Below are 26,291 nucleotides of genomic sequence, written 5' to 3' on the forward strand. Positions count from 1 at the left end.
TGCTCCTCAGGCGACTTTCGATGAGACTTTCTGATCGCGACGACTGTTCACGATCGCTTCGGCATTGCGCAGAGCGAGTGCGGCCACGGTTCCGGTTGGGTTCACCGGCCCCGATGTCGGCATCACGCTGCCGTCCATCACGAACAAATTCGGGACATCGTGGGCGCGTCCGAATCCATCGACCACCGATGTCGCGGGGTCCGCCCCCATGCGAACCGACCCGAGAATGTGCCAGCCTGTTTCACGCGAGTCCGGCGCGATAACGGTCTCGTACGCCCCCGCCTCGCGCATCGAGATCGCGGCGTGCTCCTCGTGCCATTTGACCAACTTTCGGGAATTGTCGTCACACCGGTAGATGACTTTCGGCGCTGGAATTCCGTCCGCATCCTTCAAGACCGGATCGATCACGACCCTATTTTCGGGATTCGGCAGATCTTCGCCAATAATCGACCACATCGCGGAGCGACCGAACCGCTTGTGAACGGTCTTGTGGAATTCCGCTCCCCAGCCCGCGCGCTTACCCCACGGCCAGACGCCAATTGTCCCGAGCGGTCCGCCCGTGCCCATGAGCTGCCACTTTGCGCCGCGTACGAACCCGACACCGGGCTGCGTCTCCGTGAATTGCTGCGAATAGGCTCTCTGTCCGGTCGGACCCTGCCAACTGTCGAAGTGATCATCAAACAGGCCCATCACCATGCCGTGGGGGTGCATCATCAAGTGGCGTCCGACCATATCGGAGCTATTGGCGAGCCCCTTGGGGAACTTCGCACTATGCGAGTTCAACAGGATCCGCGGGCTGCCGATGCCGTTGGCACTGACGATGACGATTCGCCCCGCCTGGAAATGCGTCTTGCCCGACTCACGATCAATATAGGTGACGCCGGTCGCGAGACCCGATGGGTCGGTTTCGACCCGTGACACGCGCGCCCGCTGCACGAGCTTCACACCTAGCTTGATGTTGGTGGGCCAATGCGTCCGGTCGACGGACCCCTTCGCTCCGTCGAAACAGGCCGGAGCCATGCATGCACCGCGCCGCACGCACGGGTTCATGCCGTTATGCTTCACCGTGGCAATGGCGTTGGTACCAGGCCAAATGTGCCACCCCAGACGCTTGTGAGCAGCGAATAGTTTCTTGTCGATCACGCCCATCGGCATGGGCGGGAGCGGTGGATCGAACGGCGGATAGGATGGATCACCACCCACTCCCGACACGGACATCTGCTCCTCTGCCCGCGCGTAGTACGGAGCCAGGTCATCATAGGTCAGCGGCCAGTCCGCACCGACGCCGTCCAAAGTCTTGACGCGGAAATTGCTCGGCTGAAAGCGATGCCACGCCGCGGCGTAGATCACTGAACTTCCTCCAACGCCATTCCACATGAACGGCGCAACGTCTGATTCCTCGTCGTTGATCGGATAGTCGGCTGCATTCATGCGCCTGTTCGGGTACCAACTGAACACCTGGTCTCTTTTGAGCTCGAATGTCGGCTCATCGAAATTGATCGAAGTGTAGTTCGGGTACTCGCCCTGCTCGAGGCAAACGACGGATAATCCAGCCTCCGCCAGCCGACGAGCCGCGATCGCTCCACTCGGTCCGGAGCCCACGATAACGGCGTCCACAATGTCCTTCGTGCCTGTATTCACGGCATCCTCCTCGTTCCAAATCAACGCTTACGCGTCGATGGCTTTTTCAAACGGCTGTCCTGATAGCGGTGTGTCGCCCGCAAGTTCTTTTCATCGGGCCCTGCGCGTACTCGCCCCGATTTCCGCGCAGGGCCCTCCCCATGGGTGACTCAACGCGATCCCGCAATACGCTTTTGGAGGGCGTCCAACAGGACCGCGGCAAGAATGATCGAGCCGGTCGCGAAGTCCTGCCAGAAGATGTCGATGCGAGCGAGATTGAGGAAGTTCCTGATCAGCGCGATGACCACGACACCGATGATCACTCGCAGGATATTGCCCTGCCCGCCGCTGAGGCTGACACCTCCGATAACAACGCCGGCAATCACTTCGAATTCCAATCCGCGGGCCGTGTCGGCCTGGATCGATCCGATACGCGCCAGCAGGACCATCCCGGCGAAGGACGCGCAAAGACCACAAATCATCAGACAAACGATTTTGATGCGATCCACGTTGATTCCGGACAGCGCAGCCACATTTCGATTCGCACCAATGGCATACACCTTCTTTCCGAAAGCCGTGTGGTTGAGGAGGACGTAACCCGCCAGAATCGTCAGGATTGCGATGATGAAGGGCATCGGAATGCCAAGGGGTCGCCCAAGGCCGATAATCCTGAATGACTCCGGGACGTTGGACACCACCTGTCCTTGAGTTGTCACGAACGCTAGGCTTCGGGCGATCATCATCGTTCCGAGCGTGGTTATGAACGACGGGATGCCGAACTTTGTCACGACAACGCCGGCGAAAAGGCCGAATAGGGGCCCCACCACCAGCGCAAGCGCAAACGTTGCCGTGATTCCGATCTCGGGCATCAGCTTGCCGGCAATGGATGCCGTCAGGGCCAGGACGGCACCCACGCTGATATCGAACTCGCCGTTTATCATCACGATGGTCATGCCTGCAGCCACGATTAGCGCTGCCGACATCTGAGCCATCAGGTTCTGAATGTTTATCACGGACGCAAACCGCGGTGAGACGATCGACATCACCACGACCAGAACGAGCAGGACAGCCACGGACTGGATGAGACCGTACGAGCGTCGAATACTCTCCTGCAAATTCGAGCGCCCAGCCTCTAGCGTGTATGTGCTCATGCCGCTTTCCTCCCACTGACCGAAGTTTCGAGAATTCGATTGTGCTCCAGCTGCGCGCCGGCAAACTCTCCAACGATGGAGCCGCGGAACATCACGATAGCCCGGTCACAGAGCTTCTCGATGTCCGGCATCTCGGTGCTGATTATGATGACTCCGACACCTTCGGAGGCAATGCGTTCGATGATCTTTCTGATCTCGTCCTTGGAGCCGACGTCTATACCGACGGTCGGATCATCCAGAATGAAAATTTTTGGGCGCGTTTCCAGCCACTTCGCAATCAGCACCTTCTGCTGGTTTCCGCCACTTAGCGTTCTGATCGGAACATGCGCGCTCGGCGCCTTGACGTTGAGCTCACGGACGCACCGCGTTCCCATGGCGTCGATCTTGCTCCTCGACAGCAACCCCAGTGCATTGCGCAACTTGCCGATGATGGGAAGCCCAACATTCTCCGCGATGGTGAAATCGGGCAGAATCCCCTCGCGCAGCCGGTCACCGGTCAACAGGGCCACCCCTTCCTTGATGGCCTTGCCGGGATTCCAATGGCTCTTTACGTTACCGCGGATCGCGATCGTTCCCTTGGACGGCTGATATCCCTCGACGCCGAACAAGGTCTTTGCGAGCTCCGTGAGACCGGAGCCCGTTAAACCGGTGAAGCCCAGGATTTCGCCACGATGAAGATCGAACGAAACGTCGTGAAGCATCCCTGGCACACTCAGACCCCGCACCGACAGAAGCACCTCAGTGCTCGCGACCGCACCTCGCTTGCTCCTGGCGTCGACTTCGACCAGCTTACGTCCGAGCATATGCTGCACAACCTCCGAAATCGAGGTCGACTCCTTCTGCAGATTGGCGATGGTCTGGCCGTCGCGCAATATCGTAATCGTGTCGCAGATCCGAAATACTTCGGACAGATAATGGGAAACGAAGACGATCGCGACGCCTCTGCGAGACAACTCGGTAATGAGCTTGAGAACGACGTCGACCTCGGTTGCGGTCAGCGAGGACGTGGGCTCATCCATCAGCAAGATGGTTGGCTTCCAAGTCATCGCCTTGATGATCTGCACCATCTTCTTCAGGTCATTCGGCAGCCGGCTGACTTGCTGACTTGCGTCGACCTCGATTCCGTAGTGGTCGAGAAGCTCTTGCGCTTTCGCGTTGAGGCTGCCAGCCGTAAGAATGCCGAGACGACTCGTCGGCTCATTGTTCAGGAAAATGTTCTCCGCGACGGTCATTCCTTCCACAAGATTTATGTCCTGATGGATGGTCACGATGCCGCGCTTGAGGGCGTCGATCGCGTTGTGTGGGCTGTAATCTTTCCCGAGCAACTTGATGCTCTCGGCAGAATCGGCCTGGTAGACGCCGGCTAGAATCTTGAGAAGGGTGCTCTTGCCCGCTCCGTTCTCTCCGACGAGCCCAACCACCTGTCCCTTTTCCAGCGTGAAGCTTGCGCTTCGAAGAGCCTTGATGCTGCCGAAGGTTTTCTTGACGTCCTTGCAGACGAGTGCCAACTCACTCATTGTTTCCCCCGTCCGGAGTGTCCGGCATTCGCCGGACACTCCACGATTTGTTCGCGCTTCAATTGACCTTGGCGTCGAGGACCTGCGGTTCATTGACGAACTCGGCAGCGTTGGCCTTGGTCATGAGTTTCGGCGGCAACTCGACCAGCTTATCCGTTTTTCCGCCCGTCAGGAACGACAGCATCGAGTTCATGCCGACATAGCCCATCTCGAAGGGGTTCTGGACGATCGTGCCCGCGATCTTGCCTTCCTTGACGAGGCGGTAGGCCGTGGGATCGGTATCGAAGTTGACGAGCTTCACGTCCAAGCGCTTCGCCGCCTCGAGCGTCGCCTCAGCACCGATCGTCGGCGCGTGGTTCTGGAAGAAGACACCGGCGATGTCCGGGATCTCGGTCAGCGTATCTTCCATCGTGCGTCGGCCGTCCTCGAGGGAGAGCTTCATCACCTTGCGCGGAAGGACGGTCAAGCCGAGCTCCTTGGAGCGCTGCTCGAAGCCGCGATTGCGGTCGATGATGCACTGCACGGCCGGACCATGGTCGAAGACGATAACCTTGGCCCCCTTAGGCACCAGAGTGGCCATATGATCGGCGGCCATGCGACCGCCCAATTCGTTCGCCGTCACGACGTAGGTCACCCAGTCGCCCGAGTTTAGGCCGATATCGGTGACAACAACCGGAATCTTGTTCTTGTTGTAGATATTCTTGACGGGATCTGCGAGAACGACTGAGTCACCAGGGAAGATCAGCAGACCATCGATCTTCTGCGTATAAAGGTCTTCGAGATCTCCGACCTGCTTGGTGGTATCGGTGTCGCCGCCGTTGGTCACCAAGAGCTCGACCGACACGCCCTTCTTTTCCCATTCGCCCATCGCCTTCCGGGCGCCGGCGATCTGTGTGCGAAGGAAGGTATTCGTGCCCCAGAACTGGGAATATCCGAGCTTGAACTTCTTGTCCGCGGCCATCGCCCTGCCGATGAACGGCGATGCCAGAACGGACGCTCCGAGTAGCGTCGAAAACTTCAATACGTCGCGCTTGCTAACAGTCATTCCCACCTCCCTATGCAAAGGAATATTCTTCTCCGAGCCACCGTCGGCTCGTCCGATCGTTCTGTTCTGGAAGCGGCGGCGCCATACCTCACGGCAATGACGCCAGCTTCCTGTCTCAAAGCCGGCACGGTCCGAGCATGGCGATTGGATCCCCCGATCGGCAATTATCCCTACGCTCTGGCACCGATTAGAATTTGATATCGCTGGCACCGACCGCTGGCAGGCGGCCATAGCCAGTACCAATTGCCATCAGAATGAATGCGGCCTAGCTGCCTGCGCGCCACCTGGGATTACGTCGCATCCTCACACTAACCTTTGGGAGGACTAGCTCATGCAGGCAAAAGGGAATGGTATGAAAGATTGCGTCGTGCTCGTGACGGGAGCTGCGGGGGGAGTCGGCAAGGAAGTCATCCGTCAACTCGCCGAGAACGACGCCAAGATCATCGCGACGGACATTGCCGATCAGGTTCATGACCTGAATAGGGAATTCTCCGGCGCCCGGATCACGACGATCACTGGCGACGTCTCGAAGAGCGTCGATGTCGATAAGATCTTCGGTGCTGGCGAGGACAAGTTCGGCGCCGTTCAAGCCCTTATCAGCAACGCCGGCTACATGATTGCCAAGGCGCTGCACGAAACCAGCGAGCAAGACTGGGATGCAGTCCTCGCGGGGAACGCAAAATCCTTCTTCCTGACCGCGAAGCGAGCTCTTCCAAACATGCTCGCCGCCAAGAAGGGATCGATTACGGCGACCGGCTCCATCTCCAGCGTCGTCGGACTGCCTTCCCAGGCCGCTTACTGCGCTTCGAAAGGCGCCGTTCTGCAGCTCGTCCGGCAACTGGCCGTTGAGTATGCCGGCTCGGGCGTCCGCGTGAACGCCGTCGGTCCGGGTGCTATCAATACGCCGTTCCTCACGCGCTATCTGAATGGCCTTCCCGACCCGAAGGCAGGCGCGGATGCCGTGAAGGCCGCGCATCCGATGAAGCGTTGGGCCGAACCCGACGAAGTCGCAAAAGCCCTGGTTTTCCTCGCAAGCGACGATGCCGCCTTCATTACCGGCCATATCTTGATGGTCGATGGCGGGTACGTCGCGGGCTGACCCATAGATAGAGCCATTGGAGAGACGTCATGTCCGTCAGCGCCATAATCGACCCCCATCATCACCTCTGGGATCTCGAAAACTATTCCTATCCCTGGCTTTGCCAAAACGGCGAACCGGTGGCTCCGATCGCAGGTAGCCTCCGGTCCATCATGAAATCCTACTCACTCGCGGACTACCGCGAGGATTCCAAACGATGGAATGTCGTGAAGGACGTCCATCTCGACGCGCTCTCGGCCGACATTCTCGCCGAGACACGTTGGCTTCAGGACATGAAAAACAAGACAGGTTTCCCGACGGCCATCGTCGCGCACGCGGATCTGGAGGCCGACAATGCCGACAGCGTTCTTGCAAGCCACGCGGAAAGCAAGGCGGTCCGCGGCATTCGCCAGATCCTCAACTGGCATCAGGATCCTCGCTACACTTTCATCGAACGTTCGGACCTGCTGCGAGACCCGAAGTGGCTGAAGGGTTTTGGCCTGCTGAAGAAGTACGACTTCTCTTTCGACCTTCAGCTCTATCCCCACCAGATGATGGACGCAGCCCGCGTTGCCCGTGACCACGAGGACACGACCATCATCCTGAACCATACCGGAATGCCTCTTCAGCGGGATGCGGCGGGCGTTCAGACCTGGCAAGACGGCATGCGGGCTCTGGCGTCCGTTCCAAGCGTCCATGCCAAGATCTCAGGCCTCGGAATGGTCGACCCTGAGTGGACGGTCGCAAGCATCCGGCCGTTCGTCCTCAAGACGATCGACTACTTTGGGGTCGATCGGTGCATGTTCGCAAGCAACTTCCCAGTCGACAAGATCTACGCCAGCTTCGACCGGATCTACGAGGCTTTCTTCGAGATCGTGAAGGACTTGTCCGATACCGACAAGAAGAAGCTCTTTCACGATAACGCTCTACGCGTCTATCGGCTTTGACATCGGGTCCGCGAGCATCGGCGCACTGCCGCGACAATAAGTATCTACATTGTTGCAGTAGTCCGTGGGACGGACCACGACAGGAGCCAACCCCACCCCCTTTTGCGGGGGGTGGGGAGCCTCAGGAATCTCCCGAGCCCACCCTCACCGATCGCTCAGCCGATCGGCGCCGACCGTATCCCCTCGCGCGAAGCTCGTGAAGGGACTCGATGCGCTGAACAGAGACCGTTACGACCGCGGCTCCCATGACCTGGCCAACGAACAGGACGAGCGCATTCCGACTAGGCCGCAGTCGTCGCTGCGGCAGCGCACTCGACAAGGATCCTCACGAGCTCGTCGCGGTGATGGTTGGCCGGGGCGTCCTGCCGGACACAAATTCGCAAATTTCGCTCTGCCCATGGCTCAGCCAGAGGCAACATCGCCAGTCGCTTCTCGTCTTCCTTCTCAACAACCGAGCGGGGCACAATGCTAACGCCCGCCCCTGACGCGACAAGATGAGCAATGGCCCGGTAGCCGGGAACATGCACGCGAATATCGAGCGTCGCGCCAAGAGCTGCGGCATGGCTCAGTAAGAAGGCGTTGATCGCTGCGCCTCGTTGCAGGTTAACGAATGGCTCGCGAAGACATTCCTCGAAACGAACCGGCCTGTCTTTATTGATCGGGCTGCTCAGCGGCACGAGGACAACCAGCTCGTCATCACGATACGGAAAGAAGGCTAGTTCTTTATGGTTGGCCTGAAGCGCAACGATCCCGACATCGGCGCGCCGGTCTGCGACCGCGGCCAGTATGTCGTGGCTGTTCTTCTCTTCGAGTGCGATACGGACAGATGGATGATGCTTGAAGAAGATTGCAAGATCATCGGGGAGAAACGAATTAACTGCGTTGGTATTCGCAAACAGTGTGATCCTCCCGGGCATACCCGCCGAGAATGGCAGCATATCGGCGTGCATCTGCTCAAGCAGCTCAAACGACTTGCGAGCATAGTTAGCCAGAACTGTACCGGCAGGCGTGGGGCTGACACCCTCGCGATTTCGTTCAAGAAGGGGGGTACCGAGAGCGTCTTCGAGCTGCCTGATACGTTGGCTGACGGAGGATGGCGCCAGGTTACACCGCTGGGCACCGCGCGATAGGTTTCCTTCGTCTAGAACCGCGAGAAACACTCTCAAATCGACCAGATCGTAACGCATCTTCCGCCGTAAGTTTGTGCCCGCGTTCGGCTCTGACGAACGCTTCATTCGGAACATACCGCTTCTGGTTCGTTTGGAAAATGGCCTAGCTTCAATTCCAACCTAGAAGAAATTCCAATAACAGTCAGTTGCCAGCTACGGTACCGGCTTCGGACAAGGCGCCTTTAGTTGGCGCAATAAGCAGCATCGGGAGGTTAACGACGTGAACGCGAAATACGCGAAACGTATCGGTTTTCTCACAAAGCGCGAAGACATGACGAAAGAGCAGTTCGTCCAGCATTGGCGAACCGTTCATGCGGAGCTGTGCAAGAAAATCCCGGGGCTCAAGCGCTACGCGATCAACTTTATTGATCGCGATGCCTATCCCAATGCGGCCTACGACGGCTTTTCGGAGCTCTGGTTCGAAAGCAAGGAGGCCCATGACGCGTCTCTTTCGAGCCCCGAAGGGAAGACATTGTTGGCCGATCTCCCCAACTTCACCTCTACGATATGCGGAGTCATCGCCTATGAGGAGCGATTCATTTGGCCGGCCGACGATGGGCTAGGCGGCAAGGCGCGTTAGACTCGGATTCAGAGGGCGGCGCAATGGACGAGCGCCAACTTAAATGCTTCCTGGTTATCTCAGAGACGGGCTCGGTGACCGGAGCCGCCGAGCGCCTGGATATTGCCCAACCCTCGTTGAGCCAGATGCTTCTCCGGCTCGAGGAGGAATTGGGCTCGAAGCTCTTTCAACGAACGTCACGCGGGGTCGTGCTCACCGAGGCCGGACAGGTTTTCCGCGAGCACGCGCGCAACATCATTTCGGACATCGAGCGCGCTCGGGATGAGATCAAGGCGGAGGATAGCTATGTCCGATCGGAGGTCACGATTGGCTTGCCGAGCTCTTTTGCCACATTGATCGGCGCTCCCCTTATTGCTGCAGCTGCACAGGAGACACCTCGCGTGCAGCTGAGACTAATCGAGGCGATGTCAGGACATATCCGCGAGTGGCTGACCAAGGGCGACCTTGACGTCGGCATTCTCTACGGGATTCAGGACAGCCGGCATCTGTTGCTGGAACAAATCGCCGTCGAAGAACTTTTTCTGGTCGGTCCTCCGAACGCCTTTAAGCACTGCGACCGGCACGGTTTTGCTGATGACGCCGTCGATCTCAGTGCAGTCGACAGCTTCCCCCTCATTGTGCCGACGGGGCAACACGGCCTTCGGCGCTTCGTCGACGAGCGCGCACGCTCGTCCCAGCTGAAGCTCAACATCCAACACGAGATCAACTCCCTCACCGTCATCAAGCACCTGGTTCAGAGCGGCCATGGCCATACCTTGCTCGCGCACGCGGCCATCTCCGAAGAACTGAAACGAGGCGAGTTGTCCGCAGCCCGGATCGTGAAGCCCGTCTTCCGGCGCGGGATATTCCTGGCGCGCAATCCATCCCAATTCGTGACGCGCGCGTCCGTCAAGGCTGCCGAAACCCTGACAAACATCGCATGGGATCTCATCGGCCGGGGGGATTGGCTTGCTACGCGTGTCAAGCGTTCCAGGATGAGCGGTCCGGATGACAACTTCATGAGATCGTCTCCGAGTTTCGTTCAGGTGAATAGAGAATTCTCGCTAGCGCAAACCGCGAAGTAGTCGTGAACGCGACGTCTCGGATCCGCGCCGACGTACGGATTCGAAACGCGAGCCAGTGCGAAGGCTAATCACAACCAGAAGTAGAACACGGTAGCCTCCTTGACGCCGGACATCGCCGGGATTTTCTTCGAAAACGAAATCGTGGCTCAAGGTGCCGCCGCGACCCTGGAGGCCGCGAAGCGACAGGACGTGAAGCTGGTGACATTCGACTTGAGTGCACGCGCCTACGAACTGATCAAGGAAGGAAAGCTTCTGGGCGTCATTGTGCAGGATCCCTTCAGAATGGGTTACGAGGGCATGAATGCCATGGTTACCACGCTGAAGGGCGGGACGCCCAAAGCCCGGATCGACCTCGAGACAAGAGTGCTTACCAGGGGGAACGCCCGAGAATTCGCATCCGATCCGCAAGTCGGAAACTAACGGCGACCTCATCGCCCAGTCCATACGCGGCGTTGCTTTTCGCACGCGTGACGTAGGTGGGGCCTTCGCCGACGGGCCGATAGGCTCTCGCTTTCCCTCGATGGCTCGGGCGAGTGTATCGCGCGAGCCATCTTGTCTCGGGCCGATAACTGACGATTTCGGATCGATTACCGTCCGACGCAATCAAATGGGACGCGCCATGCGATCGCACCCATAGGGCAACATAATAGCAGGTAGATCGTAGACGCCATTGAGACCACCCTCCTGCCCGTGCTTCTAGATCGCGGCGGCAACAGACAGGAGTTGACATCATGTCGAAGCACTTCATTGGTGGCAAATGGGTCGGCGCATCCAATGGCGAGACGACCGATATGATCGATCCCAGCACGGGGAAGGCCTACGGCAAAATCGCCGCCGGCACCCGTGAGGACGTCGATCTGGCCGTCAAGGCGGCCCGCAGCGCCTTCGAAACCGGCGCATGGGGCAAGTTGACCGCCGCGGAACGGGGACGCATTCTGATCGCCATTTCGCAGCGCATCCTCGAGAAGAAGGAGGAGCTTGCCGCCATCGAAGCGCGGGACACCGGAAAGCCCATGACGGTGGCGCGAAACGATATCAACGCGGTCGCTCGATATTTCGAGTACTATGGTGGCGCAACGGACAAGGTCTATGGACACACGATTCCGTACCTCAATGATCATTTCGTCGCCGTCGTGCGTGAGCCAAAGGGTGTGACGGGGCATATCCTTCCCTGGAACTATCCCGCCCAGATGTTCGGCCGGACACTTGCTCCTTCGCTAGCGGTCGGCAACGCAACTGTTCTCAAGCCGGCCGAGGCCGCATCCGCCTCCATTCTACGGCTCGCCGAGCTCGCGACGGAAGCCGGCCTTCCCGACGGCGCGATCAACATCGTGACAGGATTTGGAAGCAAAGTGGGCGTAGCGCTTACGACGCATCCCGGCGTGAACTTTGTCTCGTTCACCGGCTCACCCGAGGTCGGCCAGCAGATCCAGAAGTTGGCCGCGGACAACTACATCAATTGTACTCTCGAGCTCGGCGGCAAGTCGCCCCAGCTTGTGTTCGAAGATGCCGATTTCGAAGCGGCCACCAGGACGATCTGCGCCGCCATCATCCAGAATAGTGGCCAAACCTGCTCGGCCGGAAGCCGCGTCCTTGTTCAAAGGCGCATCTTCGACGACTTCATCGCGACACTTAGCGAGCGATTCAAGGCCGTGCGGGTCGGCAGCCCGGAGATGGATCTCGACTGCGGTCCGATCATCACCGCCGGACAAAAGAAGACCGTCCTGGGCTTCGTCGATCGCGCCACCACCAGCGGCCTCCCCCTCCTCGCCGAAGGCCAGATTGCGGAGGGCGTCGACCCGGGTGGGTTCTTCGTCCGGCCCGCGCTGTTCGGGCCGGTGCCGACGGACCACGAGCTCGCGCAACAGGAGGTGTTCGGCCCCGTGCTGGCCGCCATTCCGTTCGACGATGAGGATGACGCGGTACGCATCGCCAACGGAACTGAATTCGGCCTTGTGGCAGCAGTCTGGACCAGGGATGGCGGCCGACAAATGCATCTTGCGAAGCGGCTGCGCTCCGGCCAAGTGTTCGTAAACTGTTACGGAGCCGGCGCGGGCATCGAGTTGCCCTTCGGAGGCACCGGCAAAAGCGGCCATGGACGGGAAAAGGGTCTTGTGGCGATGGACGACTATTCGAACCTGAAGACAGTCGTGATCAAGCACGCTTGATCACTAACCAGGCGGCGCTGATATCCGATAGCGCGGAACCGCCACAAAAAAAACGAGGAGCAATCATGTCGGCGACAATGCGGGCTATGCAAGCGCACCAGTTCGCGATCTCGGGCCTCAAGTTGACCGAGGTCCCTATACCAACGCCAGGAAAGGGAGAGGTGTTGCTCAGGGTGGAGGCGGCGACGCTGAACTATCGCGACCTGGCCGTACTGGGCGGTGACTATATCAAGGGTCTTCCTTTGCCCTATGTGCCCGCCTCCGACGCGTGCGGCACTGTGGCGGAGATCGGACCGGGCGTCACCCGGTTCAAGAAGGGAGATCGAATCGTCCCCATCTACACCCAGGGCTGGCACGACGGCAAACCTACTCCGGAGCAACGCGCGAAGCGCACCCTCGGTGCGCCGCTGGCCGGCGTTCTTCAGGATTACATCCTCATCCCGGAAGAGGACGCGGTCACGCCTCCGTCGCACCTGACCGACGTGGAAGCCGCCACGCTGCCCATCGCTGGTCTTACAGCGTGGTCGGCTTTGAACGAAGCAAACGTCAAATCCGGAGACGACGTTCTGCTCCAGGGAACCGGCGGTGTTTCGCTCTTCGCACTTCAGTTCGCCAAGCTGTCGGGGGCCCGAGTTACCATTCTGTCGTCATCCGACGAAAAGCTGGCGCGGGCGAAAGCGCTTGGGGCCGACTTTGGCGTCAACTATCGCACCACTCCGGAATGGGATGTCGAAGTAAAGCGGCTCACCGACGGCCGTGGCGCGGATATCGTGGTCGAGACCATTGGATCATCGTTGGGCAGGTCGTTGAGCGCGGTTGCTTTTGGGGGAACGATCAGTGTCGTCGGGTTTGTCGCCGGCTATTCGACGGAATTGAACATCCGACAGTTGATCGGCCCAATGGTGAACGTCAAAGGGATCGCCGTTGGTTCGAGGCGTGGTTTCGTTGACATGAATCGCGCGATCGAGGTGGCTGGAATCAAGCCGGTCGTCGACAAGACTTTCGATCTGTCCGAGGCTGCAGACGCCTTCAACTACATGAAAAGTGGCGCACACTTCGGAAAGATCGCCATTACGATGTAATTTGCCATAGCATCGGACGTTACGAACTTTCGCGACGCCATCTGTCTAGTACGGAAACATAGTGACGGGCACGACGGCGTCAGTTGTCGTGCCCGTCTTCCTTTCCCGTCCAACACCTTGAGCAAGAGGATACTTGAACGTGCGCAAGTTCAACAAGATCCTGGTCGCAAACCGAAGCGAAATCGCAATTCGCGTCATGCGCGCAGCGACCGAGTTGAGCAAGACGACGGTTGCGATTTATGCCGAAGAAGACAAGCTTTCATTGCATCGGTTCAAGGCCGACGAGGCTTATCTGATCGGTCGGGGGATGTCGCCCGTGGGCGCCTATCTCTCGATCCCCGAGATCATCCGCGTTGCGCGATCGTCGGGTGCGGACGCAATCCACCCCGGCTATGGACTTCTCTCTGAGAGTCCCGAACTTGTGGAAGCGTGCGAGGCTGCCGGCATCGCCTTCATCGGGCCAACGGCCGCAACGATGCGTCTTCTCGGCGACAAGGCCTCCGCTCGTCGCGTTGCGATCGAAGCCGGCGTACCCGTCGTGCCAGCAACTGGTGTCTTAGGCGACGATTTCGACGCTATCCGCAAGGAGGCATCCGACATCGGATATCCGCTGATGCTGAAGGCGTCCTGGGGCGGCGGTGGTCGGGGAATGCGTACAGTCTATAGCCCGGAAGAACTTCAGTCCAAAGTTCTCGAAGGCCGCCGCGAAGCCGAAGCCGCCTTCGGAAACGGCGAAGGATATCTGGAAAAGCTGATCGAGCGGGCGCGCCATGTCGAGGTCCAGATCCTCGGCGACAGCTACGGCAACATCTTTCATCTCTTCGAGCGCGACTGCAGCGTTCAGCGCCGGAACCAAAAAGTGGTCGAGCGCGCCCCTGCACCTTATCTCTCGGCGGAACAACGTTCCGAAGTATGCGAGCTTGCGAGGCGCATATGCCTGCACGTCGGTTATCGATGTGCCGGAACGGTCGAATTTTTGATGGACGTGGACTCCGGGAGATTTTATTTCATCGAAGTCAATCCGCGCATCCAAGTCGAACACACGATAACGGAGCAAGTCACCGGTATCGACATCGTGCAGGCGCAGATGTTGCTGACGGAAGGCGCTACGCTTGCCGAAGCAACAGGTGTCGCCAGACAGGAGGACATTCGGCTCACTGGGCATGCCTTGCAGTGCCGTGTAACCACGGAGGATCCACAGAACAACTTTATCCCCGATTACGGTCGTATCGCGGCCTACCGCTCGGCTACGGGAATGGGCATCCGCTTGGACAGCGGCACCGCCTATTCCGGCGCCGTCATCACACGACATTTCGACTCGTTGCTGGTCAAGGTGATAGCCTGGGCTCCGACAGAAGACCTTGCGACCAACCGGATGGTTCGCGCGCTCCGCGAGTTTCGTATCAGGGGTGTCAGCACCAACATCGAATTTCTCGTGAACCTTCTCAACGACGCGCAATTCCGGAGCAACGGGTATACGACTCAGTTCATTGACACCACGCCGGGGTTGCTGAGGTTCACAAAACGGCGCGACAGAGCGACCAAGCTCCTGACTTATATCGCGGACGTCACGGTCAACGGACATCCCGAGACCAAGACGCGCCCAAAGCCGACGACCGGGATATCCGAGCCCAGGCTGCCCCCGCCACGAGGCGTTATCGCTCCCGGCACCCGCGACATTCTCGAAAAGGACGGACCGCAGGCCCTGGCGGACTGGCTATCCGCTCAGGAGCGGGTGCTGATCACCGACACGACGATGCGCGACGGGCATCAATCGCTGCTTGCCACGCGAATGCGTTCGATCGACATGCTCCGGATCGCGCCCGCCTATGCCGCAAACCTCCCTCAACTCTTCAGCATCGAATGCTGGGGCGGCGCGACCTTCGATGTGGCCTATCGCTTCCTTCAGGAATGTCCATGGCAACGGTTGCGCGACCTTCGGGCCGCGATCCCGAATATCCTCACCCAAATGCTCCTGCGTTCCGCCAACGGGGTCGGGTACACCAACTATCCCGACAATGTGGTTCGCAGCTTTGTCTTGCGGGCCGCAAAGTCCGGAGTCGACGTCTTTCGCGTGTTTGACTCGCTCAACTGGGTTGAGAACATGCGTGTCGCCATGGATGCCGTCATCGAGGCAAACAAGGTATGCGAAGGCACCATTTGCTATACGGGGGATTTGTTGGATCCCAAGCGCCCAAAATACGACCTTAAATACTATGTCGATCGGGCAAAAGAGCTAAAGGTGGCAGGTGCCCACATCCTCGGTTTGAAGGATATGGCGGGCCTGCTGAAACCTCAACAGGCTCGAATCCTCATCAAGGCGCTGAAGGAGGACGTGGGACTTCCGATTCACTTCCACACGCACGACACCTCGGGAATGTCGGCGGCGACCGTCCTCGCCGCTTGCGAAGCCGGTGTCGACGCGGTCGATGCCGCCATGGATGCCTTTTCGGGCGGCACCTCGCAGCCTTGCCTTGGATCAATCGTCCAAGCGCTTCGACACACCGACCGTGACGCGGAACTAGACAGTGAGGCCATCCGCGAAATCTCAAACTATTGGGAACAGGTCAGGGCTCAGTATGCCGCCTTCGAATCTGGTCTAACCGCACCTGCTTCGGAGGTCTTCCTTCACGAAATGCCCGGTGGGCAGTTCAGCAACCTGCAGGCCCAGGCTCGCTCGCTCGGCCTGGCCGAGCGCTGGCCCGACATCGCGAAAGCCTACGCGGACGCCAACTTGATCTTCGGCGATATCGTGAAGGTCACGCCGTCCTCAAAGGTCGTCGGCGACATGGCCCTGGTCATGGTCGCCCAGGGCCTGAGCCGCGGGCAAGTCGAGGACCCCTCCGTCGAGGTCGCCTTCCCCGATTCGGTGGTGGATATGATGAAGGGAAATATCGGCCAACCGCATGGGGGCTGGCCCGAGGGAATGCAACGAAAGGTGCTGAAAGGCGGCCCCTTGTTGACGACACGGCCCGGCCTTGGCTTGGCGCCCGTCGATTTGGAAGCAGCCCGCAAGACACTAGCAGCGACGCTGGACGGCTTCGCTCCGGATGACGAGGATCTACACGGATACCTCATGTATCCGAAAGTGTTCATCGACTATATCGAACGCCATCAGATCTACGGCCCGGTGCGCACGCTTCCGACTCGTACGTTCTTCTACGGGATGCAGCTCGGAGAAGAGATCTCGGTTGGGATCGATCCTGGCAAGACGCTCGAAATTCGTCTTCAGGCCATCGGCGAAAATTCCGAGGAAGGCGAGGTCAAAGTCTTTTTCGAGCTGAACGGTCAACCTCGCATAGTCCGCGTTCCAAATCGTGAACTCAAGAGCAAGATAGCGGTCCGCGCGAAGGCCACGGACAGAGATCCGAGCCAGGTCGGCGCCCCAATGCCGGGCGCCATCTCCTCCATCGCAGTCTCCGTGGGCCAAGCCGTCGAGGCCGGAGATCTCCTGCTGAGCATCGAGGCGATGAAGATGGAGACTGGGTTGCACGCGGACAGGGCGTCAAGAGTGAAGGCCATCCATGTCGGTCCGGGCAGCCAGGTCGAGACTAAGGATCTGCTCATCGAATTGGAGTGATATCGATGGGCTGATCCAGCTTCCGCACGATCCCAGCCCATCGGACAGCAGGCCGACAAGTTCTAGCCAGGAGAGAGAGCGTGATTTGCTGAGAACGTATCATCGTCGATGTGATCGAGGATCTCGTCGATTTCGTCAGTTGCCTTCACGACGGCGCTCTCAGTTGAGATCAAATGCTCTATCTTGGATCGACACTCCTGGGTCCCATAACCTCCCCGAAGGGGCTGCGCACGCGGCATATCCGCTCCCCAGTTACACACGGACCATTTCTCTGAGTGAAGTCGCCGGCCGCTTCAGTCTGAAGCGAAGGGGCGCTGAAGTAGCGCAAGCAAGTAAAATAGCCCGCTCAAGAAAATAGCCGGGCACAAGCAACTCGCCATAGGCTTCGACCGCGCCAGTGGAATTGCGAGAGTCGCCGGGCGATTGCCGCGCCTAGCTAACACCGAAGCTTGCTTTCGCAGCGTTCGTTGGTTGCGGGGAGGCGCAACCACCGATACCGACATTCGGTTCAAGTCGCGATCTGACGGAGGGATGCCCTGCGTCCCGAACGCAGTGAACATCTTCTAAATCATTGACTTTCTTAATACGCGTTCTGTTCACGATCGTTTCGTGCAATTCGTTGCGAATTCATTGCGGCATTCCTCCACGAGAATGAGAGCTGACCAAGAAATGAGATCAAAGCCGTCGCTAACAGTGCGCTGATCGGGGGCGCCACGACCGCGTTGGGCGTCGGCGCCGCCGATCGCTACCTGACGGCGATGACGTCGGACGGAGGCGGAATGCGGCTCAATGGCACGAAGTATTACGAACTGGCACGCTATACGCCGATAACTTGATCGTAGCGGCTGACCAGAGCGGCAAGCGGATCGCCGTACTCGTCGACACCAATCAGCCCGGCGTCAGCATCCACGACGATTGGGATGGCTTCTGCCACCGCGAGCGGTACAACTGATTTCAAGAATGTAGGCGATCCCCGAGGACCGAATTCTTGGTTCCGGATTTAGGACGGAGAGCCGGTTTTTTGGAACGGCATATGTTCAACTGGTCCTGCTTGCGACCCTCGCTGGAATTGTGCGGCGCGTCGCTAGCGACACGACGGAGTGGATTAAGGCGCGAACCCGCACGTTCACGCACGCCGGTTGCCGACCTGCCGCGGAACGATCCCTGGTGCAACGGGTCATCGGCAAGCTTTTCAGCGCTGCTTTTGGCGCGCGTGCAGCAGTCCTCGCCGGCGTCGACGAGCTCGCGAGAACACTAGACAGCCGCTAACAGGACTCGCAACAGCTTGATGCGTCTGAACTCGCCGCAGCACAGACGCAGTTGTCATCTCTCGCCGCGACGACCGAGCTTTTCGAGGTCGGCGGAGCTTCTCTGATCTCCGAGAACTCGCGATCAACCGACATTGGCGGAACGCGCGCACCATCGCCTCCCACACCCCGGTGAACTTCAAGCTCCGCGCGATCGGCGGATACGAATTGAATGACGAGCCCTGCTATACGCGTGGAGCGCAGGTATCCGGGCGACACGGCAATACAGCAGCTAACCACTGGCTTTTCGGCAGCTTCATGCTTTGCCAGGCGAGGTCGCTCGGACCCCGGTGGATGCTATTGCCGCGGACGTCGACCTCACCATCTGCGACGGGAGCAAAGGACGCGGTGAGCGGCCGTGCTCACCGTATCTCGGCGAGAGTGCCGGCGCTCCTGCTGTAGGAAGGCGAGATGCTCGCCTGGCCGATCTGCCTGTTCTGGTCCGCGGTGAGACTTAGCCTCGCACTTGTTCTAATTGGCATTGCAAGAATGCCAGCCACCCGATAGACGATCCCCTTCAACCTCGCTGGCTGCTTTTCGGTGGCCGCCAGGACTGGGCCTGTAGCTCAATGGTTAGAGCCGGCCGCTCATAACGGTCTGGTTGCAGGTTCGAGTCCTGCCGGGCCCACCAGACAACTCAATAATAATAATAATAACTTATCAGGCACCATTTTGCCGAATCGGAACCACCGCACCAGATACGTGCTCTTTTCGTTCACCGGCCAGGCCGCACTTGGCGATTTTGTCGACCGCATCGGAAAATAGTTGGGATGGCCAGCCATCGCGATCCGCTTGATCCAGAGCAATCGTTTCCACGCTCCGTTGGTGTGTCACGGCTAATGAAAAGCGTTGGTTTCTTGCGCTTTACGTGCGTCCCGGACTGCTGGTTCCCTCAAGCCGACCGAGACCGCAATAGCTATGCATTCGAAAGGTTGGTCCGGTCCAGGACGAGCAAACCCACCCCCGCAATAAGCGCAGACGCGTGGTTCGACCGCCGGGAGGCGGGACGTTACTGAATTGCTGGAGCGCACGCTTCCGCTTCTAACAACGAGGTACTGAGGCTGCTGACGTTTACGGACGGTGAGATGATGGACGAATCCCGTCTTTGAAATCAGCGACCAAGCCTGTAGACGGGATATCAAGGCCACGTACGTAAGCGATCTCCAGCCGCTGGGCTGCCAGCGGCACCAATGCTCAAGCTGGTGCTGATGCCCGACATCATGATCTTGGGCAAGTCGATGAGCAGCTGGATGCTGATCATCATCATGGTGCCGGCGATGATCGGCGGCGCCGGGTATGTCGGACCCGTTTTTGCCGACCCTGCCCGCTAGGCTCGCGCAACGCCATCCTTCTTGGCGAAAAGAGGCGCCGCGCTGTCCACCACCTCTTTCGGAAGCATCCCTAATTGTCGCGTCAAACGGGAGATAGTTCACCACCAGAACGCCACGGCTTCTGCCTGTGCTACTGTCGTTGGCGTTTGATCGCCTCTCTGTCCGCCCGACGGGACAGCCATAGCTTATGGACGGTCCAAACCCCCGGATCCGGAGCTACGATGCGTACCGGTTCGCCCTTTTCGTCGATCGCGACCGCCTCGAACGCGGGAGCATTCTGCAGCCAATCGAGTCCTTCGATTTGCACAGCGGTCAACTTTTCCGGGTCCAAGCCGATCTTATCTAAAGCCTTCCGCCAAGGCGGGCTCTGCATGGGCCTAATCAAATCGGCGAGATAGCCGTCTCGGTTTACAGCGCGAAACGTCTGCTTGGCGCGTTCGAAGCTAGTGCCCACTCGCTTGAGTATCTTCGTGAGCGATGACTCAGAGACGGCGTCGTCTGCGACGAACGTAAGCCCGCCGCGCGCGTCGAACAGCAGATCGATGTCTTCCGTCGTGGCCAAGCCCGGATCGAGTCTGACGCCCTAAGGCCTTCGGAGCGAGGCGTTCGCCCCAACTACATCACAACGGCGGAAATGGAGGGGATTCTTCCAATCGAAGTAATTCTTGCTGCAATGTCGAATAAATGTTTGATTCGCTCCGGTGTAACGTTCGGGAGCGAGAATGATGGCCAACGCGCTCGAGATCTATAAGGCTCACCCGGTACGATCGCAGCTCGGCATGAGAGCCGCACAGTATGTACGCATGTCGACACAACGGCAGCAATACTCGATTGAGAATCAGGCTGCTGTGATTGCAGCATACGCGCACGCCCATAACCTGATGATTGTACGAACCTATCGCGACGAGGGAGAGAGCGGCCTGATCATCAAGAACAGGGCCGGCCTTAAACAGCTCATCAAGGATGTCCAAGCAGGAGAAGCCGATTTTGGTCATATTCTGGTCTATGACGTAAGCCGGTGGGGCCGCTTTCAGAATGTCGACGAGAGCGCGTATTACGAATTCCTCTGCAAACAGGCAGGCATCAACATCGCCTATTGTGCGGAGCAGTTTGACAATGACGGCAGCGTGCTCTCCAGCATCATCAAGAACATCAAGCGCGTAATGGCAGCGGAATACAGTCGCGAGCTTTCGGTAAAGGTTCACGCTGCGCAGTGCCGGTTCGCCCGGCTTGGCTTCAAGGTCGGAGGTCGCCCCGGTTATGCGCTCTTGCGAGAACTTGTCGATCAGAGTCAGCGGTCGCGAGGCGTACTGAAGAACGGTGATCAGAAGTACCTCTCAACTGATCATGTCCGAGTGCGCCCCGGCACTCCCGAGGAAGTAGCCGTGGTGAAGTGGATCTTCGATCGATTTCTGCAGGTAAAGTCTGAAGCTATTATCGCACGGGAGCTAAACCGGAAGGCCATACTCACCAGCACAGGAGTTCGGTGGACGCGTGCAGCGGTTAACGCGGTGCTCAGAAACGAGAACTACATTGGAAACATGACCTTCAACCGCCGATCACGCAAGCTGCGGCGGAACTGCACCTGCAATCCTCCCGAGCTTTGGATCACCAGCGAGGGATGTATCGAGCCGATCGTCGAACGCGAAACCTTCCTGAAGGTAAACAAGATCATTGAAGAACGGCGTGTCGACCTCACTGAAGAGGAGATGCTTGCCCGTCTACGCAAGACGCTGCTCAAGGAGGGACGCCTGAGCTCTGCCATCATAGCCAGCACGGTAGGCCTCCCTTGCGCCTCGACCTATCAAAACCACTTCGGTGGCATGATGAACGTGTATCGGCTAATCGGCTACACTCCCAAGCGAAGCTATGAGTTTCTTGGCTCGCGTCCCCAGTGGGCTGAGGAAACGGCAAAGCTCGGCTCGCTAATCGGCATGGCTATTAGAAAGACAGGTGGCCAAACTGCCTCTCGCGAAGGAACGGGTTACTTGCGCGTGAACGGGTCGATCAACATCTCAATTCGCGTAGCCCTCTGGTGCGGAAGGCAAAACCGCGCACCGTACTGGTCTATAAAGCGTGAGACACGCCTGCCTCACGGCTGGATTGCCGCAGCCAGGATGGCTGAGCATAACAAGTCGGTGCTCGATTACGTACTGCTCTTCACTGACGGGAAAGCAAAACGAACCATGACGTTTTCTGAGAGGGCTCGCATTCGCCGTGGGATACCTCGCTTCGAAACCGCTGATGGCTTGGCACGAGCGATCGTCGGGCGAGTAGTTGGGACAGGCCGCTCCTCCCCAGCGCCGCACGACAAACGATCGAGCCCGAAGGAAACCAAGACCAAGAGAGCCCGCGCACGGCACTGAATGTAGATCAGGATCTTCCGCGAAGCGGCGCTCCATAATGCTCTGTCCCGATGTCGAGCATTCCTCTTTCCGACCAGCGGTGCCTAGGAGCGGCACGCCTCAACCTCGATGAGCTCATCGGACATGATTCAGTAGCGCATCGAAGGGGACGATGCGCCGAAGAAGCACAAGACGACGGGATCGAACGATGTGTTCCGGGCGCGGCTGGATCAGATCATTAACATGAAGCACGAGCTGGTTCAGCTCGCCAACAAGATCGAGTGGGACTGGCTCGACGGCGAGATCGCTCCGCTTTACAGCGAGGACGGCCGGCTTGGGTCGAGACCCACTTCATGATCCGTCTTGCGGCTCAAGGACATTTACGGGCTGTCTGAGAGGTGTGTGCGAGCGCTGGGTTCGCGACCCATGTTTCCAGTTCTTCAGCGGCGAAGAGTTCTTCCGCCATGCTTTTCCCGCACGAGCGCTCTGATCTGAGCCATTGCAGCAAGCGGCTCAGGTGCTGTTTCCGATGAATAAGAGTACTCAAAAGGAGCTGCAGCTTTGGCCTGCCGAATTGCACCAGCAGGGATTCTCGGGTTGGTTGATCAGCGCCCTGGGCCAATTTGTAGCCGATGGATTCCACTCAACCTTGCGAGCCCAAAAAGCCGTTGCGTGTTTGCTGTTCGTGTCCAGACTAACCATGACCGACATTGAGCGCGTTGTCGCGCAATTCGGCGGCGCTTTTGGAGGTGCGGAAGGGCCCGTCCGCGCCGTTGTAGCGTGGACGTGTGATCTCTTGCCAACCGCGGCACGGGTAGCCGCTCTTCACGGACGACAACCAATTGCTCGTCCGAAATCTCCAAACGAGACCGCGTGATCGGGGCGGCTATCGCATCGATCAAAGCTCGAGGCCGTGCTCCCGGAGAACCCTGTCCATTAGCTCGCCCTTGTCTCACGTGCGATTTCGCTGAGGATCTGTGCTCCGACCACCCGCCGGGCATCAACATCCTCCGTCAGGCCATGCTCCGCGAGCCGCTCGTTCAAGCGCGTCGGAAACTCATCCTCCAGGGCATCGGCAAGCCGGTCCCGCATCGCGGCATGATCATCGGGGGCGATCCGCCTCACCACCGTATCCCAAGGCTCCCAGCGCGTTGCCAGAAAATCCGCCAAACCCGTCTCTTCCTGTTCCCGCACCGACGTCTCAGCCCTGGCAACGTCGTAAGGCGTGACGTCAGCAAGATTCAAGAAGCGCATATCCGGGGCGATGTGGCGCAGTTCCAGCTGATCCCGTAGCTGGGTCTGATAGGCAAGATAGACCTCGATCTCGTCGATATTTGCCTGCGGGTCGGCACCACGGAGGGAGCTGACCGTCTCGCGTGCGATCTCGTCAAGCGCCTCCAAACGAAACATAACACGGCCGTGTTGGAGCAGTTGATCGAGCCGATTGTCATAGAGCCCTTCATTGACATCAGCGTTCAGGCGTGCGGTCTGCATGCCGTTCCAGGTCAAAGTGATGCGGTCCTCGCACGACGCAGTCGATCCATTGGCCAGCTCGAAAAGCCGCTCGCGCAGCGCCGGCCTCATCGCGGCTCGTAGCAGATTCTCGGCTACTTGGTCGCGGAACGGCTGATGACCATAGTTCACGGTGCCCGCGAGACTTTCGAGAAAGAGTGCGAAGTCCTGCGCACCGGGCTCTTCGGCGAAGCCCTGCCACGCGTCCACTGCGCCGGGCTCGTCGGCGAGCCAATCCGCGACAACAGTAGCCGCGGCTGATGTTCCACCGGTTGTAGTGGCATCGATAGCAAGACCTGCGGACCGGCATAATCCGCGCCACGTGTGGCTGACGCCAAATCGGCCAGCACCGTGGCCGGTATCGGATTAGACCGCAGGTCAATGCTGGACGCGCTGCCGAGCTGCGTCAGCACGGTCGCGGCCAGGCCGGTCAGCTGGTTGTTACTGGCGCCGAGCATTTCAAGCCCGACCGGGAGTGTCCCGGGCAGATCGGTCAACTGATTTTCGCTGACGTCCAGATATCCAATCCTGGCCGGGATGTCGGGCAGGCTCGTCAGCTGGTTGTTGCTTGCGTCCAGGTAGCGCAGTCTGGCTGGAAGATCGGGCAGGCTCGTCAGCTGATTTTCGCTGACGTCTAGGCGGCGGAGCCTGGCTGGAAGGTCGGGCAGACTAGTCAGCCGGTTATCAGAGGCGTAGAGGTCCCGGAGTCCGCCCGGAAGCTGGGCCGGCAGCCTGCTCAACTGGTTACCGATGACATTGAGGGTGCGGAGCGTGGGCAGGAGTGAGGCTGGCAAGGCAGTCTCTTCGTCGCCCACCTCCGACTTCATGAAACACCTAATCGCGGTGTCCATCAAACCGGCAGCAGCTCAATTTCTGGGAGGATACGACGCATTCGCCCGCCAGCGAGTCGAATACTGACTTGTCAGCTCGCGCATGCCATAGGCAATCCGCTTCTCCCGCCCGGGCCACAGTCGAAAACCCCGGTTGGAAGCCGGGATTTTCTTTTGTGCTATTATAGGCAACAACTCTACTAAACCCCCGCGGTGAGGTCAGTACAGTGCACCTCACGCATTGAGCCGAATTTGACTTCGGCTTCGTTCCATCCAACCCTCGATCGTAAGCCGCAGGTGTCGGTTGGTCTGCGCTCCTGCTCCACCTCAATCGATTGGTGGAGATCTCACGTCACATAAAGTCTCCATCCGAATCGGACCCTGGTGAAGGTTCATCATCACTCGGCGTTTTGACTTTGGAGAGATACATCGGAGAATTGGTTGCACGTTGCCATTCACCATCCCTATATCTCCACTGTCGGGACTGGGTGGGATCGAGTACCATATCATTGTGATCTACATCAACGAAGCCCATTTGTTCTGCACGGGCTCTCGCTTCATCATTAGCAGGACGCCAATTCACCAGCGGCCGTTCGCCGTCTTGCTGTAGTTGGTGCTCAAGCAGAATATCGCCGGCGTTGCCGACGAGCGGATGAGCAACCTGAAAATCCACGATTGATGTGACGTCAGTTCGTCCGGGGAACTGTTCTCGCCACCGTTGGCTGGTGAACTCAGTCGCCATAGGAAATCCGGCTTCCGTTCTTTGGAGGCCGACGCTCCTGTTTCCCAGTTGGTAGCTGTAATATCGGGCGGCACCAGAATCCCTTCGGATCGCGTAATTGCTAGCGACATCCGCGGTGCGCCTAGCTCTTTCGGATACAAATTCTGAGTATTCCTGCGGATTGTTGGCGATATGATTGATCTCGTCACCATGAAAACTCCTCACCCGTTCCCGGAATTCGGCTTGGTCGATCTCAACAACGGGAGATCTTGAAGTGAGGTAATAACTCGGCTGCGAGGATGAGCTGGCACCCGAATCCTGCAATCCCATTCTACCGAACGCGTCCGCGAAATAGTCAGCATTCCTGTGCTCCGGGGAGTTCGCGTTATGATACTCATCAGCGGATGGAATATCCGACCAATTGTTAATTCGACCGCCCATGGCGACCACACTCCTATGGCTTTTGCATTGTGTTCAGGTCATTAGACCTAACCCCGCCGATAAGCAGCTTAGCTGTCCGTAAGCTGACGCCGACAATAAACGAAAAGCACAATTCTCTGAAACGTAGAGCGAGCCGGCGAGCGCGCGCAGTTCGGCGCCGCGCTCGCCGGAGCGTCTTCATAACTCGGCCGAAGTTGAGATCAGCTGAGCGAAGCTCCGTTCCAACGATGGACGCGCCATCAGGGACAGCATGCGTCAGCAAACCTTTATTCTGGGCGATGTCATGGAGGAAGCGAGCGAACCCTTCCCAGCGCCTGAGCATATAATTGATAGCCTTGAGCACCTCGGACGAGCGCGAGAGGGTTTCGCGCGCGCGCAGCGGCCAGGCGTGCATATCGTCGAGAAGCAGCTTGCTCTGCGCAGGTGTCAGATTCACCGACGGCATTCATCCAAATGCCGGCAACCCACGCCGCCTGATCACCTCGTCACCCAGAATTCTGCATAGCTCGATCCAAAGTTCGGTCTCGCTGCATGCACTCCGAGATTCTAACTGCCGCTGGATGAAAATGCAGCGCAGGTCAGAAGGAGCTTCGTGGGGATGCCCTGGCACCTTTCGGACAGCGCCTGACTAGACCGGTCCCCTGACCAAAAGCTGACGGCCGCGATGAACTTCTCGAATTCGGCAAGTTGATCGCGATGCACCCCAGTCACCTAAAATAGCGACGCTACAAGCCTCAAACTTGTCAGAGCTCGTCGGCACAAAAGCTGGTACAGCGATCAACGTCCAAGGCTGAGATCGTCAA

At 58.7% G+C, this 26,291-nt stretch carries 20 protein-coding genes, 1 tRNA gene and 2 pseudogenes; 12 read left to right on the top strand and 11 right to left on the bottom strand.

Going from position 1 to position 26,291, the window contains the following annotated elements:
- Positions 1-6: 6 nt before the first annotated feature.
- The 4 genes from E4K64_RS34965 to E4K64_RS34980 all read right to left on the bottom strand — a co-directional run bounded on the left by E4K64_RS34965 (position 7) and on the right by E4K64_RS34980 (position 5,564).
- Positions 7-1,641, bottom strand: coding sequence for a GMC family oxidoreductase (locus E4K64_RS34965; RefSeq protein WP_126261736.1), 1,635 nt, complete (start codon positions 1,639-1,641; stop codon positions 7-9).
- A 149-nt stretch (positions 1,642-1,790) separates the two neighbouring features.
- On the bottom strand, positions 1,791-2,771 hold the full coding sequence (locus E4K64_RS34970) for an ABC transporter permease (protein WP_126261737.1): 981 nt from the start codon (positions 2,769-2,771) through the stop codon (positions 1,791-1,793).
- On the bottom strand, positions 2,768-4,288 hold the full coding sequence (locus E4K64_RS34975; RefSeq protein ID WP_126261738.1) for a sugar ABC transporter ATP-binding protein: 1,521 nt from the start codon (positions 4,286-4,288) through the stop codon (positions 2,768-2,770). The genes E4K64_RS34970 and E4K64_RS34975 overlap by 4 nt, the downstream gene beginning before the upstream one ends.
- 58 nt (positions 4,289-4,346) lie before the next feature.
- Positions 4,347-5,564, bottom strand: a complete 1,218-nt coding sequence (locus E4K64_RS34980; protein ID WP_235884884.1) for a substrate-binding domain-containing protein — start codon at positions 5,562-5,564, stop codon at positions 4,347-4,349.
- Positions 5,565-5,664: 100 nt separating this feature from the next.
- On the opposite strand from E4K64_RS34980, the gene E4K64_RS34985 reads away from it, so the two are divergent.
- Entirely contained in the window at positions 5,665-6,432 is a 768-nt protein-coding gene (locus E4K64_RS34985) for an SDR family NAD(P)-dependent oxidoreductase (protein WP_235884885.1), read from the top strand.
- 29 nt (positions 6,433-6,461) lie between these two features.
- Positions 6,462-7,358 (top strand): amidohydrolase family protein, encoded by an 897-nt coding sequence (locus E4K64_RS34990; RefSeq protein WP_126261739.1) that lies wholly within the window; start codon positions 6,462-6,464, stop codon positions 7,356-7,358.
- 281 nt (positions 7,359-7,639) lie between these two features.
- Here the strand turns inward: E4K64_RS34990 and E4K64_RS34995 are convergent, their stop codons facing one another.
- Positions 7,640-8,545 (bottom strand): LysR family transcriptional regulator, encoded by a 906-nt coding sequence (locus tag E4K64_RS34995; RefSeq protein WP_126261740.1) that lies wholly within the window; start codon positions 8,543-8,545, stop codon positions 7,640-7,642.
- A gap of 202 nt (positions 8,546-8,747) precedes the next feature.
- Here E4K64_RS34995 and E4K64_RS35000 point away from each other — a divergent pair, with 202 nt between their 5' ends.
- The 6 genes from E4K64_RS35000 (at position 8,748) to pyc (ending at position 17,001) form a co-directional block, all read left to right on the top strand.
- Positions 8,748-9,107 carry an EthD family reductase gene (locus E4K64_RS35000; RefSeq protein WP_235884886.1) on the top strand — a complete coding sequence of 120 codons (360 nt, stop codon included), beginning with the start codon at positions 8,748-8,750 and terminating at the stop codon, positions 9,105-9,107.
- A gap of 23 nt (positions 9,108-9,130) precedes the next feature.
- Positions 9,131-10,171, top strand: a complete 1,041-nt coding sequence (locus E4K64_RS35005; RefSeq protein WP_126261741.1) for a LysR family transcriptional regulator — start codon at positions 9,131-9,133, stop codon at positions 10,169-10,171.
- Positions 10,172-10,270: 99 nt separating this feature from the next.
- Positions 10,271-10,591, top strand: coding sequence for a substrate-binding domain-containing protein (locus E4K64_RS35010; RefSeq protein ID WP_126261742.1), 321 nt, complete (start codon positions 10,271-10,273; stop codon positions 10,589-10,591).
- A 311-nt stretch (positions 10,592-10,902) separates the two neighbouring features.
- Positions 10,903-12,339 carry an aldehyde dehydrogenase family protein gene (locus tag E4K64_RS35015; protein WP_126261743.1) on the top strand — a complete coding sequence of 479 codons (1,437 nt, stop codon included), beginning with the start codon at positions 10,903-10,905 and terminating at the stop codon, positions 12,337-12,339.
- Positions 12,340-12,404: 65 nt separating this feature from the next.
- On the top strand, positions 12,405-13,421 hold the full coding sequence (locus E4K64_RS35020; protein ID WP_205680556.1) for a zinc-dependent alcohol dehydrogenase family protein: 1,017 nt from the start codon (positions 12,405-12,407) through the stop codon (positions 13,419-13,421).
- Between the two features lie 139 nt (positions 13,422-13,560).
- A complete protein-coding gene (gene pyc, locus E4K64_RS35025; RefSeq protein ID WP_126261744.1) occupies positions 13,561-17,001 on the top strand; it encodes a pyruvate carboxylase in 3,441 nt (1,146 codons plus the stop codon).
- Between the two features lie 817 nt (positions 17,002-17,818).
- Here the strand turns inward: pyc and E4K64_RS40710 are convergent.
- Positions 17,819-17,959 carry a hypothetical protein gene (locus E4K64_RS40710; RefSeq protein ID WP_157336773.1) on the bottom strand — a complete coding sequence of 47 codons (141 nt, stop codon included), beginning with the start codon at positions 17,957-17,959 and terminating at the stop codon, positions 17,819-17,821.
- Positions 17,960-18,863: 904 nt separating this feature from the next.
- Between E4K64_RS40710 and E4K64_RS35030 the strand changes: the two genes are divergently transcribed.
- A tRNA-Ile gene (locus E4K64_RS35030) sits at positions 18,864-18,939 on the top strand.
- A 559-nt stretch (positions 18,940-19,498) separates the two neighbouring features.
- Complete coding sequence (locus E4K64_RS40715; protein WP_164719090.1) at positions 19,499-19,639, top strand: hypothetical protein; 141 nt, start codon at positions 19,499-19,501, stop codon at positions 19,637-19,639.
- A gap of 130 nt (positions 19,640-19,769) precedes the next feature.
- Here E4K64_RS40715 and E4K64_RS35035 read toward each other — a convergent pair whose 3' ends face one another.
- Positions 19,770-20,201: a GSU2403 family nucleotidyltransferase fold protein gene (locus E4K64_RS35035; RefSeq protein ID WP_126261745.1), complete on the bottom strand. Its 432-nt coding sequence runs from the start codon at positions 20,199-20,201 to the stop codon at positions 19,770-19,772.
- Between the two features lie 163 nt (positions 20,202-20,364).
- On the opposite strand from E4K64_RS35035, the gene E4K64_RS35040 reads away from it, so the two are divergent.
- Together E4K64_RS35040 and E4K64_RS35045 are read left to right on the top strand one after the other, a co-directional pair.
- Positions 20,365-22,005 (top strand): recombinase family protein, encoded by a 1,641-nt coding sequence (locus E4K64_RS35040; protein ID WP_126261746.1) that lies wholly within the window; start codon positions 20,365-20,367, stop codon positions 22,003-22,005.
- A gap of 138 nt (positions 22,006-22,143) precedes the next feature.
- Positions 22,144-22,499, top strand: a pseudogene (locus E4K64_RS35045) (transposase); the annotation flags it as partial.
- 421 nt (positions 22,500-22,920) lie between these two features.
- On the opposite strand, the gene E4K64_RS41355 reads toward E4K64_RS35045, so the two are convergent.
- From E4K64_RS41355 to E4K64_RS35060, 4 genes and pseudogenes are all read right to left on the bottom strand, one after another.
- On the bottom strand, positions 22,921-23,706 hold the full coding sequence (locus E4K64_RS41355; RefSeq protein ID WP_235884887.1) for an NEL domain-containing protein: 786 nt from the start codon (positions 23,704-23,706) through the stop codon (positions 22,921-22,923).
- Complete coding sequence (locus E4K64_RS41360; RefSeq protein WP_235884888.1) at positions 23,625-24,347, bottom strand: leucine-rich repeat domain-containing protein; 723 nt, start codon at positions 24,345-24,347, stop codon at positions 23,625-23,627. The genes E4K64_RS41355 and E4K64_RS41360 overlap by 82 nt, the downstream gene beginning before the upstream one ends.
- Before the next feature lie 331 nt (positions 24,348-24,678).
- Positions 24,679-25,488 (bottom strand): effector protein NopP, encoded by an 810-nt coding sequence (locus tag E4K64_RS41365; protein WP_283810187.1) that lies wholly within the window; start codon positions 25,486-25,488, stop codon positions 24,679-24,681.
- A gap of 280 nt (positions 25,489-25,768) precedes the next feature.
- Positions 25,769-25,906 (bottom strand): annotated as a pseudogene (locus E4K64_RS35060) (IS66 family transposase); the annotation flags it as partial.
- Between the last annotated feature and the right edge of the window lie 385 nt (positions 25,907-26,291).

The sequence above is a fragment of the Bradyrhizobium frederickii genome, assembly GCF_004570865.1.
In the GTDB taxonomy this organism is placed as follows: Bacteria; Pseudomonadota; Alphaproteobacteria; order Rhizobiales; family Xanthobacteraceae; genus Bradyrhizobium; species Bradyrhizobium frederickii.